The following is a 17,725-nucleotide window of genomic DNA, read 5'->3' as shown; positions in this document are numbered from 1 at the left end:
CCTCCCCGCCGCAGCGCCCGGCCATGCCCTTGACGAGCTCTTCCATCTTCTCGGCGTAGGGCCTGGCGGCCGTGATGTCCTCCTGGGCCCGGCGCAGCTTGGCGGCCGAGACCATCTTCATGGCCTTGGTTATCTGCTGGGTGTTCTTGACACTCTTTATGCGACGCTGTATGTCTCTGAGACTCGCCATGTCATTCCGTTCTTATTCGAGGTGGCTCTTCAGCGGAAAAGAGCTCTTTCGTTACGCCGGGGACGCCGGTACCCGGCGGATTTCCCACACCCCCTTACGCCCCCTTCAAAGGGTCCGCCCCGTCAGGCCTCTTCAGCCACAAAGAGGCCCTTGAACTCGTCGAGGACCTTGTTGAGCTTCTCCCTGAGCTCGTCGTCGAGCGTCTTCTTCTCCCTTATGTCGTCGAGGACGTCGGCGTGGCGGGTCTCGACGAAGCTTACGAGCTCCTGTTCGTACTTGCCGAGCGCCGCGACGGGATAGTCGTCTACGTAGCCGTTGGTGGCGGCGTAGATGACGAGCACCTGCTTTTCAACGGGCATGGGCGCGTACTGCCCCTGCTTGAGTATCTCGACGAGGCGGCTGCCGCGGGCGAGCTGGCGCTGGGTGGCCGGGTCGAGGTCGCTTCCGAACTGGGCGAAGGCGGCGAGCTCGCGGTACTGGGCGAGTTCGAGCCTGAGCGTGCCGGCCACCTGCTTCATGGCCTTTATCTGGGCGCTGCCGCCCACACGGCTCACCGAGAGACCGACGTTGATGGCGGGCCTCACGCCCGAGTAGAAGAGGTCGGTCTCCAGGTATATCTGGCCGTCGGTGATGGAGATGACGTTTGTGGGGATGTAGGCCGACACGTCGCCGGCCTGGGTCTCGATGACGGGCAGGGCCGTGAGGGAGCCTCCGCCGAGCTCGTCACGGAGCTTGGCCGCCCGCTCGAGGAGCCTTGAGTGGAGGTAGAAGACGTCGCCCGGGAAGGCCTCGCGGCCCGGCGGGCGCCGCAGCAGGAGCGAGAGCTGGCGGTATGCGACGGCGTGCTTGGAGAGGTCGTCGTAGATTATGAGGGCGTGCTTTCCGTTGTCGCGGAAGTACTCGCCGATGGCGCAGCCCGTGTAGGGCGCGATGAACTGGAGAGGGGCCGGAGCAGAGGCCGTGGCCGAGACGACGACCGTGTAGTCCATGGCGCCGTGCTGGCGGAGCTTTTCGACTATCTGCGCCACGGTGGACTGTTTCTGGCCCACGGCCACGTAGATGCAGAAGACGTCCTGGCCCTTCTGGTTTATGATGGTGTCGATGGCCACGGCGGTCTTGCCGGTCTGGCGGTCGCCGATTATGAGTTCGCGCTGGCCGCGGCCGATTGGTATCATGGAATCGACGGCCTTGAGTCCCGTCTGGAGGGGTTCGCTGACGGGCTTCCTGGCCACGATGCCCGGGGCCTTGACCTCGACGCGCCTGGACTCGGAGGCCTCGATGGGACCGGCGTCGTCTATGGGCTGGCCTATGGCGTCGACCACGCGGCCGAGCACGGCCTCGCCCACGGGGATCTCGACGATGCGGCCCGTGCGCTTCACCGTGTCGCCTTCCCTCACCTCGCGGTCAGGGCCGAGAAGGGCAACCCCCACGTTGTCCTCCTCGAGGTTCAGGACCATGCCGTAGAGGCCGCCGGGGAACTCGAGCAGCTCGCCGGCCATGGCCTTCTCCAGGCCGTAGACCCTCGCTATGCCGTCGCCCACGGAGATGACCGTGCCGATCTCCTTGACGTCGATCTCTTTTTCGTAGCCCTTTATCTGCTTCTTGATGAGCTGGCTTATCTCTTCCGCCTTTATCATTTAGACTACCCCTCCGAGAATTTTTTCCCTCATCCTTTCGAGCTGGCCCCTGAGGCTGCCGTCGAATATGGTGTTCCCCATCCTGATGACCACCCCGCCTATGAGCTCCGGCTTCTCCTCGAAGCTCAGGATTATCTCCTTGCCCGTCTCGTCGCCGAGCTTCCCGGAGATCGACTCGAGCAGTTCCTTGCCCAGCGGAGAGGCGGCCTCCACGCCGACCCTCAACCTTCCGGCCAGCTCGTCCTCCATCCTGGCGTAGGCCTGCGCTATCTCCCCGACGAGCCGCACCTTGCGCCCCTCGACGAGTATCTCGAGAAGCCTCGCCACGCGCTCCGAGGCGCCGAGCTTTTCGGCGAGCCCCGCCGCCAGGGCCTTGCGCTCTTCAAGCCTGTACATGGGGTTGAGCAGGACCTTGCAGAGAGCGGGACTGCCCCGGAAGGTCGCCGCCAGAGAGCGCAGCTCGTCGCCGAACCTCTCTACGCTTTTCTCCTCACGGCCTATCTCCATGAGCGCCTTTGCGTATCTCTTTGCCACCGAGCTTCTGCGCATATCCTATTCCCGTGCCTCTCTCATCGTTGTCCGTCCCCTCCGGGGGAGGTCCCTCCATGACGCTTCTACGCGGGCCTCTCTCCGAGAACACCCCGGCGCCGCCGATACTCCGCATGTGCCGGCCCCCGGACAGCCCCCCAGCCCCCCTCAGTGGAGCTTGAGCGAGCCGATGTACTCCTTCGCCAGCCGCTCCCTGTCGCCGGCCCCGACCTCTTTTTCCAGGAGTTTGCGGGCGAGTTCGAAGGCCAGGAGCGATGCCTCGCGGCGGAGCTCGATGCGGGCCTTCTTGAGCTCCTGTTCGGCGGCGAGCCTTGCCTGCTCTTTTATCCTCCGGGCGTTCTCGCCGGCGGTCTCGATGATCCTCTCCCTCTCGGCCTCGGCCTCGAGCAGTATCTCGCGCTTTATCTCGTCGATGCGGCCGTCGAGGAGCTTTAATTTCTCCCTGTACTCCCGCTCGCGGATATCGGCCTTCTCCTTGGCCTCGCGGGCCTCTTCCATGGCCTTTTCGATGGAGGCGGCCCTGTCGTCGAGCGCCCCCTTTATGTACTTCGTCCAGACGAAGTAGAGGCCGCCGGCGAGCACGAGGAAGTTGAATATCTTCCACCCCATGCCGCCGCCGTGTCCTCCCCCGCCCGAGGCGAGCGCCGGCTCGGCCCCGGCCAGGAGCGAAGCGGCGAGAAGAACCACAGCGGCCGAGATCGGACGATCCAGTATCTTCTCCACTATGGTGCGCGAGAGGCCCTCGGCCTCGTCGCCGAGAGCGCTCATGGCCCGGGCCTTGTCGGCCTCGAGCTCGGCGCGCAGGCGCGCAAGCTCGTCGGCCGCCTCCCGCCGGGCCTTGTCCAGTATCTTCTTCTCCTCGGCCAGCGCGCCCTGGCGCACCCTGGCGCGCTGCTCCTGCCCCTCGACGGCCGCCTCCCTGAGACGGCGTTCGTACTCGGCGAGCCCCTGGTCCACACTCTTTTCGAGCTCCTCGGCGGCCTTGCGCGTACCGCCTATCCTGCGGTCCCGCTCTTCCACGACCTTCTGGACGGGCTCGTAGAGGAAGCGGTTAAGCACGTAGAGGAGGGCGAAAAAACCGAGTATCTGGAGTACGAGAGAGATGTCTATGGATATCATCGGCAGAGGACCTTCCCAGTCTTTTGTGGCGGAGCGCACGCAACCCGCGGCCCGTCGGCGCCCCGGCTTCTTTCCCCTTGAAAAACCTGCACAATCGGCAAGGCGGGCTGAAAGTAAAACAGCAAATTGAGTAACACAGGGGTGGTTGGTTGTCAAGGAATAAATGGAGTCGGGCCGATAAGGGCCTCAACCGCCCCGCTCCGCGCCGCGGTCGTCGAGGAAGGCCTCTATCGTATCGACACACCTCGCTGCGGCGCCGCGGTTAGCGTCCACCACCGCTTTCGCGCGCCGCCCCATCTCCTCTCTCGCCCCCTCCTCGCGCAGAAGCCTTCGAAGCTTTGCAAGCATGTCGCTCTCTCCGGCCGCCCGCAGTCCGCCGCCTCCGGCCTCGAGCAGCGCCGCCATGGACCTGTAGGAGTCGATGTAGGGTCCGTAGAGCACGGGCCTTGAGAAGAAGGCCGGCTCGAGGAGGTTGTGGCCGCCCACGCCCCTTACAAGGCTGCCGCAGACGACGGCCACGTCGGCGAGGCTGTACAGCGCCGAGAGCTCGCCGACGGTGTCGACGACCACGATGTCGCCGCGTCCGCCGGCAGAGCGCCTCACGTAGCTGAAACCGCTCCTCGCCGCCAGGGCCTCGACCTCGTCGAAGCGCTCCGGGTGACGGGGGACGATGAAGAGTCTCAGCTCGGGGAACTCGCTGCGCAGGGAGCCGTACAGCCGAAGCAGTATCTCCTCTTCGCCGCGGTGGGTGCTTCCGGCCACTATGACGGGGCCGCCGTCCACGCACAGCGCCCTGCGGAGCTCGTCGGCCCTGGCCTCGCAGCCCGCCGTGCGCGCGCCCATGTCGAACTTGATGTTCCCGGCCACCGTGACCCGGCCCGGCTCGACACCGAGGGCCTCGGCCCTTGCGGCGTCCTCCTCGGTCCTCGCGCAGAAGGCCGACAGCGAGCCGAAGACCTCGCGGAAGAAGAATCCGAAGCGGCGGTAGCTCTCGAAGGACCTCTCCGAGACCGTGCCGTTCACGACGACCGTGGCCGCGCCGCTGCGTCGGAGCAGAAGGAGGAGGTTGGGCCACACCTCCTTTTCAACCACCACGAAGACCCTGGGGGCCGCCCTGTCGATGAGGCGGCCCACGGCCCAGGAGAAGTCGAGCGGACAGTAGACGAGGGCGTCGATGAGTCCCTTTCCCTCGGCGGCCGCCACGTCGTTGGCCGTGGCCGTAACCGTGGAGAAGAGGACCTTCACCTGGGGACGCCTCTCCTTGAGCATCCTCACAAGGGGTATGACGGCCCTCGTCTCCCCGACCGAGACGGCGTGGACCCACACAACGGGCCCGCCCTCCAGGGCCGCGAGCTTCCGGCGCGGCACCATGCCCAGGCGCTCCGGCAGGCCCCGGCGGTACTTGCGCGCCGCGGCGGCCATGAAGAGAAAGTAGGGGACCATGGCGAGGAAGCCTATGTGGAGGACGATCTCGTAGACAAACCTTGTCATCGGCTATAGCAGCGTCGCGGCGCCCCCGCGCTTCACCGGCCGCCGGCAGCGGTGTCGTCGAAGTAGCGGTCGGCCCGCTCCGTGATGGCCCGCATCGACTCCTCGAGCTCCGTGCGTTTTCTCTCCAGCTCCTGCGGCGTGCATCTCCTGTCCACGTATATGGGGTCGCCGCAGATGTATACGCCGGTGGAAAAGGGCAGCGGCACCATGAAGGCGTCCCAGCTCGAAAATACCACCTTCCTCGATGCGCCGAAGGCGGCCGGTATGATGGGAAGGCCCGTCCAGGCGGCAAGCTGCACCACACCGGGCTGGACCCTGTAGCGCGGCCCCTTCGGGCCGTCCGGGGTTATGGCCAGGTCCCGGCCGGCCCTGGCGGCCCTGAGCATGGCCTTGGCCCCCGAGGCCCCTCCCCGCGTGGTGGAACCGCGGGCGGCCTCCACGCCGAAGTAGCGCGAGAAACGGCTTATGAGCTCGCCGTCGCGGTGGCGGCTCACCAGGATGGTCATCCCCCGGCCCTCGTAGGGCAGCGGCATCATCAGGAGCCGGCCGTGCCAGAAGGCGTAGATGGCGTTCTCGCCGGCAGCGACCCTGCGCCTGTACTCGTCGAGGTTGACGTACTCGAAGCGCATGGTCGCGGCCAGGAGCCGCACCATGGCGTAAACGACCGGCGGCGCGAGGGCAAGGAGCGCCCGCCGGCCGACCTCCTTCCAGAGGGAGCGGCCCATGCCCCTACGCGCCGGCCTCCCTGGCGGCGGGGAACTGGAGGTCGTAGAGGCGGCGGTACTCGCCGCTTCGGGCAAGGAGCTCTTCGTGACGGCCCGCCTCCTTGATGGTGCCGCCGGAGATGACGATTATCCTGTCGGCGTTGCGCACCGTCGAGAGCCGGTGGGCGATGACGAAACTCGTCCGTCCGCGCATGAGGTTGTCGAGTCCCTTCTGGACCTCGAGCTCGCTCTCCGTGTCGAGCGCGCTCGTGGCCTCGTCGAGTATGAGGATGGGGGCGTTCTTGAGGATGGCCCTCGCTATGGATACGCGCTGTTTTTCGCCGCCCGAGAGCCTCACTCCGCCCTCGCCTATGATCGTGTCGTAACCGTCGGGGAGCGATGCGGCGAAGTCGTGGATGTTGGCCGCCCTGGCGGCCTCGACGACCTCCTCGCGGCTGCGCGAGGGGTCGCCGTAGGCGATGTTTCGGCCGAGGGTGTCGTTGAAGAGGACGACCTGCTGGGAGACGATGGCGATGAGGGAGCGGAGCGCCCCGAGATCGAGCTCCCTTATGTCGCGGCCGTCGATCCTTACGGCCCCGCCGGTCACGTCGTAGAAGCGGGGGATGAGGTTCACAAGCGTGGTCTTGCCCGCGCCGCTTCCGCCCACTATCGCTATCATCTCGCCCTTCTCCACCACGAGGTTCACGTCGCGCAGCACCGGCTTGCCGGGGCCGTAGGAGAAGGAGACGTCGTCGAAGACCACGGCGCGCTCGACTCCCCTGAGCTTAACCCCCTCTCCCGACGGCTCGCGCTCGGTGTCGAGGACCTCGAAGACCCGCTGCGCGGCGGCAAGCCCGTTCTGGATGTTGAGGTTCACGCCGTTGAGGGCCTTCACCGGCTGGTAGAGCATGAGTACGGCGGCGCAGAAGGACATGAAGGCCTCGGGCGTGAGCGTGCCCGAGGCTATCCGGTACGTGGCGTACCATATGGTGACGGCGAATCCGGCGGCGCCGAGAAGCTCCATGAGCGGAGAGGAGAGGGCCTTGACCTTTATCTGCTTTATCCTGTGGCGCGTGTACCCCTCGTTCTCGGCCCGGAAACGGCCGGCCTCGTAGCCCTCCATGCAGAAGGCCTTGACGATCCTCACCCCGCGCAGCGCCTCGTTGAGCACGGAGGTCATGTTGGCCATCGTCGCCTGGCCCTCCGTGGAGGCGCGCTTCATCTTCTTTCCGAGCCGCACCATGGGCGATATGGCGATGGGATAGATGAAGAGCGCGCCGATGGCCATCTGCCAGTCCATGGCCACCACCACGACGAGAAGGACGGCGATTGTGAGGACGTTCTTGAAGACCTGCGTCACGGCCTCGGCCGTCGCTGTCTGGAGCATGTTGGTGTCGTTTGTCACGCGCGAGACGAGCTCGCCGCTCGAGGTGCGGCTGAAGTAGCCCACGGGCAGCCGCAGTATGTGGGCGAAGAGTTCGTCGCGCAGGTCCGAGACCACGCGCTGGCCCACGTAACCCATGAGGTATGTCTGGCCGAAGGAGCTCGCGCCCTTTACCACCGCCACGACGATGATGGCCAGCGGCACGGCCACGACCATGCTGGTCCGCTCTATGCGGACGAGGTCGAAGGGGATGAGCCTTATCTCCGGCGGCGTCTCCCCGCCGGAGAAGAAGAGGAACTTGAGCGCCGGCCCCACGAGGTAGGCCATGGCGCCGTTGGAGAGGGCAAAGACGACCATGCAGACGACGGCGGCCGCGAAGGTCCCCTTGTAGGGGGAGAGGTAGTCGAGAAGTCGCAGGTATATCTTCATCTTCGTAACGCCTTGCTCCCTGCGGCGCGCGCCACGTCGAGCACGGCGCGGGCGGCCCTCATCGAGGCCCCGCCGCCTCCGAGAAGGCGCGCAAGCCCGGCGAGGTCGGCCCTCACCGCGGCGCGTCTGTCTCCGTCGCCGAGGAGGGCCTCGAGCTCCAGGGCTATTCTCCGCGGCGTCACCTCCTGCTGGAGGAGCTCGGGGACGATCTTCCGGCCGGCCACGATGTTGGGCAGGCCGAACCACCGAAGGCGCACAAGGAGCCTTCCCAGGAGGTAGGAGAGCGGCGAGAGCCTGTAGACTATGACCATGGGCGTGCCCATGAGCGCCGTCTCGAGCGCGGCCGTGCCCGAGGCGACCACCGCCGCGTCGGCGGCCCGCAGGCAGCGGTACATGGCGCCGCGCACGACCCTGATCCTCGCGGCGGCGGCGCCGAGCGCCGAGGCGATGAGACCGTCGTCGAGCGTGTCGGCCGCGGCGAGCACGAACTCCACCGTCCCGTCGCGCCGCTCCGCGATGAGCTCGCAGGCCCCGGCCATGGCGGGAGCGAGACGCATGAGCTCGTCGCGCCTGCTTCCGGGCAGAAGCGCTATGACCGTCGACTCCACGCCGAGACCGAGCTCCCTTCTGGCCTCGGCCTGCGTAAGAGCGCACACCGCGCGCTCGGCCAGCGGATGGCCCACGTAGCGGACCTCAACGCCCTCGGCCCTGTAGAAATCGACCTCGAAGGGGAAGACCACGAGCATGAGGTCCACCATGCGCCGTATCTTCCTCACCCGGCCCCGCCTCCAGGCCCAGACCTGGGGGCTTATGTAGTAGACCACCGGCACGCCGCGGCGGCGGGCCTGCTCGGCGAAGCGGAGGTTGAAGTCGGGGAAGTCGATGAGCACCACGGCGTCGGGGCGCTCTTCGTCGAGCATCTTCTTGAGTGTCCTGAAGGCCTCGAGGACGGCCGGGAGGCGGGAGGCGACCTCCACTATGCCCACCACCGATACGTCCCTGGAATCGATGCCGCGAAGCCCCTGGGCCCTCATGGCTTCGCCGCCCATGCCGACGACCTCGACTCCCGGCTCCAGCTCGCGCAGGGCCTTTATGAGCGCGCCGCCGTGGAGGTCCCCCGACGCCTCGCCGCTCACGATGAGTATCCTCGCGCCCATCGATCAGAAAACCGGCTCCCCTCGGGCCGCGGCCCTCAGAGCGGTATCCCGCCCTTCCTTATGTGCTCCTCGAGAAGCGTCATGGAGCGCCGCACCGATTCCTGGATCCTCACGGCCACCTCGAGGGCCCTCCGGCCGTCCCTGCCCGACACCACGGGCGCGGTCCCCTCGGCGCAGCTTCGCACGAAGGCCCTGATCTCCTCGGCCAGGGCGTCGGTCTTCTCGATGTCGAGCACCTCCTCGGCTATCGTCGGCGGCCCGTCCGGCCCGGAGGCCGTGCGCCTGAAGACCGAGATGTGCTGGGAGGCATAGTCTATGGCCATGTAGGCGTCCCACTGGAAGAGCCTTATCCTGCGCATCCTCTCCTTTGAGATGCGGCTCGCCGTCACGTTGGCCACACAGCCGTTGCCGAACCTTATGCGGGCGTTGGCTATGTCCACGTGCGTGGAGATGACCGGCACGCCCACGGCGTCGACCCACTCGACCTCCGAGTCCACGAGGTTCAATATGATGTCTATGTCGTGTATCATCAGGTCGAGGACCACGTCCACGTCGGTCCCCCTGTCGGGAAAGGGGGATAGACGGTGGCTCTCGATGAACATGGGGTTGTCCACCCTCCCCTCCAGGGAGACGACGGCGCCGTTGAAGCGCTCGAGGTGCCCCACCTGGAGCACGCGCCCGGCCCTGTCGGCCTCGTCGATGAGACGGTCCGCCTCGTCCACGGTCACGGTCATGGGCTTTTCCACGAGCACGTCCACGCCGTTTCTGAGGAAGTCGAGGGCTATGGGGTAATGGGTCTGGGTGGGCGTGACTATGCTGACGGCGTCCACCCTGCCGAGGAGGTCGCGGTAGTCCTCGAAGGGCTCGGCGCCGGTCATGGCCGCCACCTCGGCCGCCCTCTCGCCGTCGATGTCCGCCACGCCGACGAGCTCCACGCCGTCGAGCTCGCCGTACTTGCGGGCGTGAAACCTGCCGAGATAGCCCGCCCCTATGACGGCCGCCCTAAGCTTCTTCATGCTCGGGCCTTCTGTGGAGCCTTTCGCGGGTTACGCCGCGCTTGGAGCCCTTGAGGAACTCGAGGTAGCGCCCGGCGTGAAGCGAGTCGGGCATCTCGGCGCGGAGCCTCTCCATGGCGTCGGCGAGCTTGAGAGACGAGCGGAAGAGTATGTTGTAGGAGCGCTTTATCTCCGAGATGTCGGCCCTGGAAAAGCCGGCGCGCCGCAGCCCCACGGAGTTGAGTCCGTAGAGGTGGGCCCTGTTGCCCACGGCCATGACGTAGGGCGGCACGTCCTTGCTCACGGCCGAGGCGCCGCCTATGATGCAGTAGGCCCCGATGCGCACGAACTGGTGGACCGCCACGAGCCCGCCCACGATGGCGTGGTCGTCGATGGTCACGTGCCCGCCAAGCGTTGCGTTGTTGGCCATGATGACGTGGTCGCCTATGGCGCAGTCGTGGGCTATGTGGACGTAGTTCATGAGGAAGTTGTTGCTCCCTATGACCGTCCTCATGGCCTCCTTGGTCGTGGCCCTGTGTATGGTGACGAACTCCCTTATGACGTTGCCGTCCCCTATGATGACGTCGGTGCGCTCCCCCCTGTATGTGAGGTCCTGGGGCGGGGCCGCTATGGAGACGTACTGGAAGATCTCGTTGTTCTCACCTATGGTCGTCCACCGGTCGATGTTCACATAGGGACCGAGCCGCGTGTTCCTGCCGATGCGCACGTCCTCGCCTATGACGCAGTAGGGACCTATTTCGACGCCGCTGTCGAGCTCGGCCGAGGGGTGCACGACGGCGGTGGGGTCTACCTTCACCTCCGCTGCGCTCTCACTCATCTTCACCGGTCCTTTCGACGATGGTGGCCATGAGCTCGGCCTCGGCCGCCACGGCGCCCTCCACCATGGCCCTGCCGCTGAAGACCCAGACCGGACCGCGGACCTTCTTCACCTCGAGCTCGAGGTCGAGCCTGTCGCCCGGGACCACGGGCCTTCTGAACCTCGCCCTGTCTATGCCCATGAAGTAGACGACCTTGCCCGACACGCCGGCCGAGCGGAAGGCGAGCACCCCGCCGACCTGGGCCATGGCCTCGACGATCAGCACGCCCGGCATGACGGGATGACCGGGGAAGTGCCCCTGGAAGAACGGCTCGTTTATGGTCACGTTCTTTACGCCCCTGGCGCACCTGCCCTCCTCGAGCTCCACTATCCTGTCGATAAGAAGAAAGGGATAGCGGTGCGGTATTATCTCCTGTATCTCCTTTACGTCTATCATCACCCCTCCTCTTCCCCGGGGGAACCGGCCGACTCCCTTTCGAGCTCTTCGAGCCGCCTTTCCAGCTCCGAGACCCTCTTGCGCAGCTCCGGCAGCCTCGGCAAGAGCATGGCGGCGCGCAGCCACCGCCCCTGCTCGATGGCGGGACTGCCCATGTAGACCCCTCCGGCCTCGAGGTCGCCGGCCACGCCCGACTGCGCCCCCACCACGGCGCCGTCGCCTATCTCCACGTGGCCCACCACGCCGACCTGGCCGGCCAGCACAACGCCGTCGCCTATCTTCGTCGAACCGGCGATGCCTGCCTGCGAGACGATTATGGCGTTGCGTCCGATCCTTACATTGTGCGCCACCTGCACGAGGTTGTCTATCTTCGTGCCGGCCCCTATGACGGTCTCGCCCATCGTCGCCCTGTCCACGGTGACGCAGGCCCCTATCTCCACGTCGTCCTCTATGCGCACCGTCCCCACCTGGGGGATCTTGTGGTGCCGCCCGTCCTCTGTGGCGTAGCCGAAGCCGTCGCTTCCGACGACCGAGTTGCAGTGGATGACGACGCGCTCGCCGATCCTCACCTCTTCCCTGATGGAGACGTTGGCGTGGATGATCGACCCCGCGCCGACGACGGCGTCCCTGCCCACGCATACGGCGGCGCCGATGACCACGTCGTCGCCTATGACGGCGCCTTCGTCGATGGAGGCGAAGGGGCCTACCGAGACGTTGCGGCCGAGCCTCGCCCCCTCGTGGACCCAGGCGCGGGGATGGACGCCCGGAGCAGGCCGGCGGTATGGATGAAGCCGCGCCGCGATGCGGGCGAAGGCGAGCCTCGGGTTCTTCACCACGATGAGGTCGCGGCCCGGAAAGGCCGCTTCATCCTCCACTATGAGGGCCGCGCCGCGGGCCTTGTCCGCCCGCTCCCCGGAACGCCTGTCCGCGACGAAGGCGATATCCCCCGGCCCGGCCTCCTCGAGGGGGGCCACGGCGGTCACGACCCTGCCGCCGTCGCCGACCACACGGCCTCCGGCAAGCCCGGCGAGCTCCCTGAGCGAAAGGCCGGCCAACTTACTTGCCTTCCTTTTCCTTGAAGCGCTCGTTGTAGAGCTCTATGACCCTGCCCGTTATGTCGGCGTCGGCCGGGGCCACGAGGATGCCGCCCATGGACTTCTCCAGCACGTAGGCGTAGCCCTCCTTCTCGGCCAGCTCCTCCACTATCTCGCGCAGGTCGTTTATGATGCTCGCCTCCGTCTCCTGGCGCTTCTTGTTGAGCCTTTCGTTGTACTGCATGTACTTGCCCTGGAACTCCTGGCTCTTCACCTGGAACTCGCGCTGCCTTGCGTCCAGGGTCTCGGCGTTCCAGATGGCGCGCTTGCTGTCGATCTCCTCCTTGAGTTTCTTGAGCTCGGCCTGCTGGCTGTTGAGCTCGGCCTCGAGCTCCTTGGCCTCCTTCTGGAGGTCCTCGATGGCCTTGATGCCGGCGTCCGACTCGTTGAGCGCCTTCTGGAGGTCGGCGTAGGCGATGAGCGGCTTGTCGGCCGGCCAGGCCGCCGTCGCCGCGAGACACAAAAGACCCAAAACAGACAGCATCACCCTCGTCTTCATCGATACCTTCTCCTTTTGACTGGACTTTCTGAGATTTTACACCTTCGGGCCCCTGAGAGCAAGGGCCGCCTGAGAGTTTGCCGGCCGGCTGAACTCTCAGTGGAAGGGCCATAGGCCCCCTCGTTTCCCCCCTCGTATGTTATTCGGATGTTTGGCGGTCCTCTGGAGGCTCGGCCCGCGCCAGGCGGGCTCTTTACGCCTTTGCGGCCCGAACCTCCAGAGGACCGCCCCCCGGCGCAGCCAATACGGACAAAACACCCCCTTCAAAGATTTTCAATTCCCTGCGGATCATTCCGATTCTGCAAGCAGAATCGGAATGATCCGCAGGGCGTTAAAAGTTTTTTGGAGGGAGTATGTTCGGCGGTCTCCGGGCTCAGAACGCCGTACCCACGGCGAACTCCCACTGGCTCGCCTTCTCGCCGGCCTTGGGCGCCAGGTTGAAGCCCCACTCCAGACGCAGCGGTCCCAGCGGCGAAAACCACCTTATGCCCGTTCCGGCCGACATCTTCAGGTCCCCGAAATCTATGCCCCCGTCGTAGGAGTTGCCCGTGTCGAAGAAGACGAGCCCCTTCATGGTCTTCTGCGAGAAGAAGGGGAAGAGGTACTCGACGTTCACGACCAGCATGGTGTCGCCGCCAAGGATCTCGTTGGTGCGGGGGTCGCGGGGACCGACGCTTCGCGTCTGGAAGCCTCGAAGCGAGTTTATGCCGCCCAGGAAGTAGCGCTCGTAGAGCGGGGCGCTCTTGCCGCCGTAGCCCTGGAGGTGTCCCACCGAGCCCCTTATGGAGAAGACCGTATCCCAGGGCAGGGGGAAGAAGCGCACGGCGTCGGCCGCGTACTTTATGTAGTTCGTGTCTCCGCCGAAGGGACCGCCGGCCACCTCGGTCGAGACGGTGATGACCGTGCCCTCTGTGGGGAAGAAGGCGTCGTCGCGCGTGTCGTGGCGGACGAGGCCGCGCACGCTGCTCACAGTGCTGCTTCCCTGCTGGCTCGATATGAAGTACGAGGCGAAGGGGGAGACGTCGAATATCTTCACCTCCTCGAGCCTGTAGGAGACGAGTCCCCTGGTGACGAGCTTGTAGAGCGGGAAGCCCAGGCGCACCTCGAAGCCCTTGCGCTCCTGCGAGAAGTCGGGGTACTCGCGCCGCAGGTTGTAGATGTCGAATCCCGCCGATATGGGCTTGTCGAAGAGCCATGGCTCGGTGAGCCCGATCATGTAGCGCGAGCTGCTGGCGCTCACCGTGCCCATGACGTTGAGCTTGAGGCCCGTGCCGAGAAAGTTGGACTGGGAGATCGACGCCGTGCCTATGACCTTGTCGATGGAGCTGTAGCCCACGCCCGCCGAGATGGAGCCCGTGGGCATCTCCTTGACCTTGACGGTCACGTTCTTGCGGTGCGTCGACGAGCCCATGCTCTCTATTATCTGCACGTCCTCGAAGTAACCGAGGCGTTTCAGGTTGTTCTTGCTCCTCTTTATGCCGGTGGAGGTGTAGAGCTGGCCCTCCTTGAACTCGAGCTCCCGGCGGATCACCTTGTCGCGCGTCTTGACGTTGCCCGTTATCTCTATGCGCTCGAAGTAGACGAGCTCGTTTTTCCTTATCTCCACCTTGATGTCCACGAGCTTCTTGTCTCTTCTGAGCCTGGTCCTGGGCGTTATCTCCACGTTGGCGTAGCCCTTGTCGCCGTAGAAGTCGGTGACGGCGTTTATGCCGCTGGCGAGCCTGCTGCGGTTGAAGACCTCGCCGGGCTTCACCAGAAGCATCTTCTTGAGCTCCGCTATGCCGGTGAGGAGGTCGCCGCTCACCTCGACGTCGCCTATGGTGTACTGCTCCCCCTCGGTGACGGCTATGGTTATGTAGAACCAGCGCTTGTCCTCGCTCAGAAGCACGGAGTGGTCCGTTATGTCGGCCTCCACGTAGCCGTTGTCGAAGTAGTGCTTCATGATGAGCAGCAGGTCGTTCTGGAAGTAGAGGTCCTTGAACCTGCCGGCGTCGGTAAGCGGCGAGAAGACCCAGTACTCCTTGGTGTTCATCACCGCCTTGAGTTCATCGTCGGTGAAGACCTCGTTGCCTATGAAGCTTATGCGGCGCACCCGGACCTCGTCGCCCTCCCTTATCCTGAAGGTGACGGTGGCGTCGAGGCCGTCGGTCTGCACCTCGGGCTCCACCTGGGCGAGAAAAAAGCCCTCCTCGGCGTAGAGGGCCTTTATCTTGTCGGCGTTCTCGCGCAGCAGCACCCTGTCGAGCACGGTGTTCTCCCTGATCGTCAGCGTCTCCCTGATCTTCTCGTCCCTGAGCTCCTTGTTACCCGTGAACTCCACCCTCTTGATGAAGGGCATCTCCCGGACGATGAAGGTCAGGACCTTGCCCTTGCGTCCGTCGGAGAGGTCGGCGGCCACGTCGTCGAAGTAGCCCATGCCGAAGATGCTCTTTATGTCCTCGCGGACCTTGTCCTGCGAAAAGGGCTCGCCCGGGCGGCTCGAGACCCTCGAAAGGATGGCCTCGCCGTCGACCCGCCTGTTGCCCGACACGGTCACCTGCTCGATGAGCCCCTCCTTCTCGACGGGCCTTCTCGCAAGCTCGGTCTTCATGTGGACGTAGACGTGGTGCATCGTCTCGTCGACCTTGCGCAAGAGCTCGCGCAGCGAGCCGGCGCTGCGGAAGTAGTGTGCCGTCAGGACCCCCTCTTTCAGGTCGAGCACCCGCCAGTCGGCCGAGAGCCTGCCCGAGAGCTCGGTCAGCGAGCCGAGGACGGCGAAGTCGGCCTCCACGCGCGAGGCTATGGAGAGCGCCGTCTCCTCGTCGAAGCGCTCCACCCCCTTGTCGACGACGAGTCTTCTCACCTCGTCGAGCCCCGCTATCTCGGCCCCCAGGGCCTTGAGCGAAGAGGCGACCGTCTCCATGAGGTCCCTGCGGGCCTGCGAGATGTCGCCGGCCGAGTGCATGTCAAAGGGCAGCACCAGCACCCTTATGTCCGCCGAACGGGCCGGAACGCCCTGCACGAGGAGCGCAATCACCGCTGCAAGAAGAAAAACACGCCTGAGCCTCAATACCAGCCGCCCCTCCACTTGTCCGTTCCCGCCGCAACCGTCTCCCCGCAAGCGGTGTGTGTCAACGCCGCCGAACCTCCGGCAAAGCCCCTGGGCGGAGCTTCTTCTCCGGCCAGACTCAGACCGCTCGTCCCGTCCGAGAGTTCCTTTCCCCCGGGCGGACCAACCCGGAGCCTCGCCGAAGGGCTTTCCCCCGCGCAACAAACCATGCCTTTCTCAATCTTCCTCGACGATCCTGCCGTCGACCATGCGGACCCTTCTGTCAAGCCTCGCCGCCAGCTTCTCGTTATGGGTCACCATGACGAGAGACGCGGCGCCGCGCCTGTTGAACTCGAGAAGGAGCTCGAAGACCTCCTCTCCCGTCTTCGTATCGAGGTTCCCCGTGGGCTCGTCGGCGAGCACGAGCTCCGGCCCCTGCACCAGGGCCCTCACCAGGGCGGTGCGCTGCTGTTCGCCGCCGGAGAGCTCGCCGGGCTTGTGGTCGAGGCGGTCTCCCAGCCCCACCTCTTCGAGCAGCGCCCGGGCCCTCGGACGCACCTCGTCGCGGCCCTCCCCTCCTATGAGCGCCGGCAGCATGACGTTCTCCAGGGCCGTGAACTCCGGCAGGAGGTGGTGGAACTGGAAGACGAAGCCGATCTTGCGGTTTCGGAAGGCCGCAAGCTCCGCCTGGCCGAGCTGCGAGATGGGGCGGGAGCGGTAAAAGACCTCTCCGGCCGTCGGCCTGTCGAGCACCCCTATCATGTTGAGCAGCGTGGACTTGCCGGCTCCCGAGGCGCCGAGCACGGCCATGGTCTGGCCCTCGCCTATGACGAGGTCCACGCCCCGCAGGACATCGAGCTTCGTCTTGCCGCCGCCGTAGCTCTTGCAGAGCTTCTCCACCCTCACGAGCTCGCCCGGCGGGTCCTGGGGCCGTTCGGCCGGCGCGCCGCGGCTCACAGCAGTCCCGCCGCCGCGGCGCGCCTGGCCCTGTGCACCCCGGCCACGCGCCTTTTGATCACCCCGGCGAGCTCCTCCCTCACCTCCGGGTGCCGGGTCACCACATCCCTCATGACGGCCCTGTCGAAGACGAGGGTCTCAAGGGGCGTGAGGGCCGTCACGCTCGCCACGCGGGGCCTGTTCGTGGCCATGGCCACCTCGCCGAAGAAGTCCCCCTCGCCGAGCTCGGCCAGCACCTTTTTCCCGCCTTCCGGTCCGCGGCACCACACCTCCACCCTCCCCTCCTTTATGAGGAACATGGTGTCGCCCCTGGTCCCCTCCTCGACGACCGTCTCTCCGGCCTCGAAGCCGCGCCTTCCCAGGCGCGCGACCACGGCGCGGCGCTCGTCCCCGCCCAGCGGCCTGAAGAGGTCGGTGAGGGCCATGAGCCTGAGGGCGACCCTCTCCTTGTAGAAGTCGAAGAGGACCTCCGAGACCCGCGGGTGCCGCGCCGTCACCTTGTCGATGTCGGCCTTCGATATCTCGAGCACCTCGCTGTCTGCGAGCGCCCTGACGGCGGCGCGCCGCCTGGCGCCGGAAAAGAAGCTGAACTCCCCGAAGAAGTCGCGTTCGCGCAGCACGGCGAGCCGCACCGGCTGGCCATGCCTTGCGCGGCCCGTGACCTCGAGCTCGCCGCCCGACACGATGAATATGGAGTCGCCGGGGTCGCCCTCCTCGAAGAGCGTCTGCCCGGCGCCGAGCTCCCTAAGGCGCACGCGCCGGACGAGGTCGAGAAACTCGGCCCGCGTGAGGTCAGAGAAGAGCGGCGTCCTGGGCACCTTCTTCTCGAGCTCCCTGAGCCTGTCGGCGGCCGTTCCCGACCCGGCCCCGCCGCGGCTGCACAGGGCGGCGAGCTTGTGGTGGACCTCCTCGAGCGAGGGGTCGATGGCGAGCACCATCTTGCAGACGGCGATGGCCTTGACCGTGAAACCGAGGGCGGCGAAGTGGTCGGCCGCCCGGCGGTAGAAGGCCACGGCCCGCCCGGTCTCGCCGAGCCTGCGGCAGATATCGCCCATGCGAAGGCTTATCCTCGGATCACTCCGGCTCTCGCCCTCTATCCTGCCGTAGGCGGCCAGGGCGTCCCTGAGCCTGCCGTCGCCGAAGAGACTCTCGGCCCTATCCTTTACGGCCGCCACCGTCTTCTTGTCAAGCGCCATGGCCGTCCCCAGCCCCGCTCTC

16 protein-coding genes are annotated in these 17,725 nt (G+C 66.0%); all 16 read right to left on the bottom strand.

What is annotated here, in order from left to right; translation table 11 throughout:
* Positions 1 to 190: F0F1 ATP synthase subunit gamma (locus ENJ37_04190; protein ID HHL39682.1), on the bottom strand; the 190-nt coding region annotated here is incomplete at its 3' end.
* A 122-nt stretch (positions 191 to 312) separates the two neighbouring features.
* Complete coding sequence (locus tag ENJ37_04185) at positions 313 to 1,827, bottom strand: F0F1 ATP synthase subunit alpha (protein HHL39681.1); 1,515 nt, start codon at positions 1,825 to 1,827, stop codon at positions 313 to 315.
* On the bottom strand, positions 1,828 to 2,376 hold the full coding sequence (atpH, locus tag ENJ37_04180) for an ATP synthase F1 subunit delta (GenBank protein ID HHL39680.1): 549 nt from the start codon (positions 2,374 to 2,376) through the stop codon (positions 1,828 to 1,830). It lies immediately after the preceding gene.
* Between the two features lie 147 nt (positions 2,377 to 2,523).
* Positions 2,524 to 3,495: a hypothetical protein gene (locus tag ENJ37_04175; protein ID HHL39679.1), complete on the bottom strand. Its 972-nt coding sequence runs from the start codon at positions 3,493 to 3,495 to the stop codon at positions 2,524 to 2,526.
* A 186-nt stretch (positions 3,496 to 3,681) separates the two neighbouring features.
* On the bottom strand, positions 3,682 to 4,986 hold the full coding sequence (locus ENJ37_04170) for a 3-deoxy-D-manno-octulosonic acid transferase (protein HHL39678.1): 1,305 nt from the start codon (positions 4,984 to 4,986) through the stop codon (positions 3,682 to 3,684).
* 32 nt (positions 4,987 to 5,018) lie between these two features.
* On the bottom strand, positions 5,019 to 5,711 hold the full coding sequence (locus tag ENJ37_04165) for a DUF374 domain-containing protein (GenBank protein HHL39677.1): 693 nt from the start codon (positions 5,709 to 5,711) through the stop codon (positions 5,019 to 5,021).
* A gap of 4 nt (positions 5,712 to 5,715) precedes the next feature.
* The gene (locus ENJ37_04160; GenBank protein HHL39676.1) at positions 5,716 to 7,503 is read right to left on the bottom strand and encodes an ABC transporter ATP-binding protein; all 1,788 of its coding nucleotides are present in this window, start codon (positions 7,501 to 7,503) and stop codon (positions 5,716 to 5,718) included.
* A complete protein-coding gene (locus ENJ37_04155; GenBank protein HHL39675.1) occupies positions 7,500 to 8,660 on the bottom strand; it encodes a lipid-A-disaccharide synthase in 1,161 nt (386 codons plus the stop codon). The genes ENJ37_04160 and ENJ37_04155 overlap by 4 nt, the downstream gene beginning before the upstream one ends.
* A 35-nt stretch (positions 8,661 to 8,695) precedes the next feature.
* Positions 8,696 to 9,676 carry a Gfo/Idh/MocA family oxidoreductase gene (locus tag ENJ37_04150; GenBank protein HHL39674.1) on the bottom strand — a complete coding sequence of 327 codons (981 nt, stop codon included), beginning with the start codon at positions 9,674 to 9,676 and terminating at the stop codon, positions 8,696 to 8,698.
* Positions 9,663 to 10,493 carry an acyl-ACP--UDP-N-acetylglucosamine O-acyltransferase gene (locus ENJ37_04145; GenBank protein ID HHL39673.1) on the bottom strand — a complete coding sequence of 277 codons (831 nt, stop codon included), beginning with the start codon at positions 10,491 to 10,493 and terminating at the stop codon, positions 9,663 to 9,665. Before ENJ37_04145 ends, ENJ37_04150 begins: the two co-directional genes overlap by 14 nt.
* Entirely contained in the window at positions 10,486 to 10,929 is a 444-nt protein-coding gene (gene fabZ, locus ENJ37_04140) for a 3-hydroxyacyl-ACP dehydratase FabZ (protein ID HHL39672.1), read from the bottom strand. The genes ENJ37_04145 and fabZ overlap by 8 nt, the downstream gene beginning before the upstream one ends.
* A complete protein-coding gene (lpxD, locus tag ENJ37_04135; GenBank protein ID HHL39671.1) occupies positions 10,929 to 11,984 on the bottom strand; it encodes a UDP-3-O-(3-hydroxymyristoyl)glucosamine N-acyltransferase in 1,056 nt (351 codons plus the stop codon). The genes fabZ and lpxD overlap by 1 nt, the downstream gene beginning before the upstream one ends.
* A gap of 1 nt (position 11,985) precedes the next feature.
* Positions 11,986 to 12,522 (bottom strand): OmpH family outer membrane protein, encoded by a 537-nt coding sequence (locus ENJ37_04130; GenBank protein ID HHL39670.1) that lies wholly within the window; start codon positions 12,520 to 12,522, stop codon positions 11,986 to 11,988.
* A 373-nt stretch (positions 12,523 to 12,895) separates the two neighbouring features.
* Positions 12,896 to 15,538: an outer membrane protein assembly factor BamA gene (gene bamA / locus ENJ37_04125; protein HHL39669.1), complete on the bottom strand. Its 2,643-nt coding sequence runs from the start codon at positions 15,536 to 15,538 to the stop codon at positions 12,896 to 12,898.
* 249 nt (positions 15,539 to 15,787) lie between these two features.
* On the bottom strand, positions 15,788 to 16,507 hold the full coding sequence (locus ENJ37_04120; protein HHL39668.1) for an ABC transporter ATP-binding protein: 720 nt from the start codon (positions 16,505 to 16,507) through the stop codon (positions 15,788 to 15,790).
* Entirely contained in the window at positions 16,504 to 17,703 is a 1,200-nt protein-coding gene (locus ENJ37_04115; protein HHL39667.1) for a cyclic nucleotide-binding domain-containing protein, read from the bottom strand. The genes ENJ37_04120 and ENJ37_04115 overlap by 4 nt, the downstream gene beginning before the upstream one ends.
* Between the last annotated feature and the right edge of the window lie 22 nt (positions 17,704 to 17,725).

Source organism: Deltaproteobacteria bacterium (assembly GCA_011375175.1).
Classification (GTDB): Bacteria; Desulfobacterota; GWC2-55-46; order GWC2-55-46; family DRME01; genus DRME01.
The sequence above is the reverse complement of the archived record's forward strand: the minus strand, read 5'-3'. Positions and strand labels throughout refer to the sequence as shown.

What these genes read in the sequence shown, in the direction of transcription:
- ENJ37_04185 (HHL39681.1), bottom strand. Translation starts at nt 1,827, where the DNA reads ATGATAAAGGCGGAAGAGATAAGCCAGCTCATCAAGAAGCAGATAAAG.
- atpH (HHL39680.1), bottom strand. Translation starts at nt 2,376, where the DNA reads ATGCGCAGAAGCTCGGTGGCAAAGAGATACGCAAAGGCGCTCATGGAG.
- ENJ37_04175 (HHL39679.1), bottom strand. Translation starts at nt 3,495, where the DNA reads ATGATATCCATAGACATCTCTCTCGTACTCCAGATACTCGGTTTTTTC.
- ENJ37_04170 (HHL39678.1), bottom strand. Translation starts at nt 4,986, where the DNA reads ATGACAAGGTTTGTCTACGAGATCGTCCTCCACATAGGCTTCCTCGCC.
- ENJ37_04165 (HHL39677.1), bottom strand. Translation starts at nt 5,711, where the DNA reads ATGGGCCGCTCCCTCTGGAAGGAGGTCGGCCGGCGGGCGCTCCTTGCC.
- ENJ37_04160 (HHL39676.1), bottom strand. Translation starts at nt 7,503, where the DNA reads ATGAAGATATACCTGCGACTTCTCGACTACCTCTCCCCCTACAAGGGG.
- ENJ37_04155 (HHL39675.1), bottom strand. Translation starts at nt 8,660, where the DNA reads ATGGGCGCGAGGATACTCATCGTGAGCGGCGAGGCGTCGGGGGACCTC.
- ENJ37_04150 (HHL39674.1), bottom strand. Translation starts at nt 9,676, where the DNA reads ATGAAGAAGCTTAGGGCGGCCGTCATAGGGGCGGGCTATCTCGGCAGG.
- ENJ37_04145 (HHL39673.1), bottom strand. Translation starts at nt 10,493, where the DNA reads ATGAGTGAGAGCGCAGCGGAGGTGAAGGTAGACCCCACCGCCGTCGTG.
- fabZ (HHL39672.1), bottom strand. Translation starts at nt 10,929, where the DNA reads ATGATAGACGTAAAGGAGATACAGGAGATAATACCGCACCGCTATCCC.
- ENJ37_04130 (HHL39670.1), bottom strand. Translation starts at nt 12,522, where the DNA reads ATGAAGACGAGGGTGATGCTGTCTGTTTTGGGTCTTTTGTGTCTCGCG.
- ENJ37_04115 (HHL39667.1), bottom strand. Translation starts at nt 17,703, where the DNA reads ATGGCGCTTGACAAGAAGACGGTGGCGGCCGTAAAGGATAGGGCCGAG.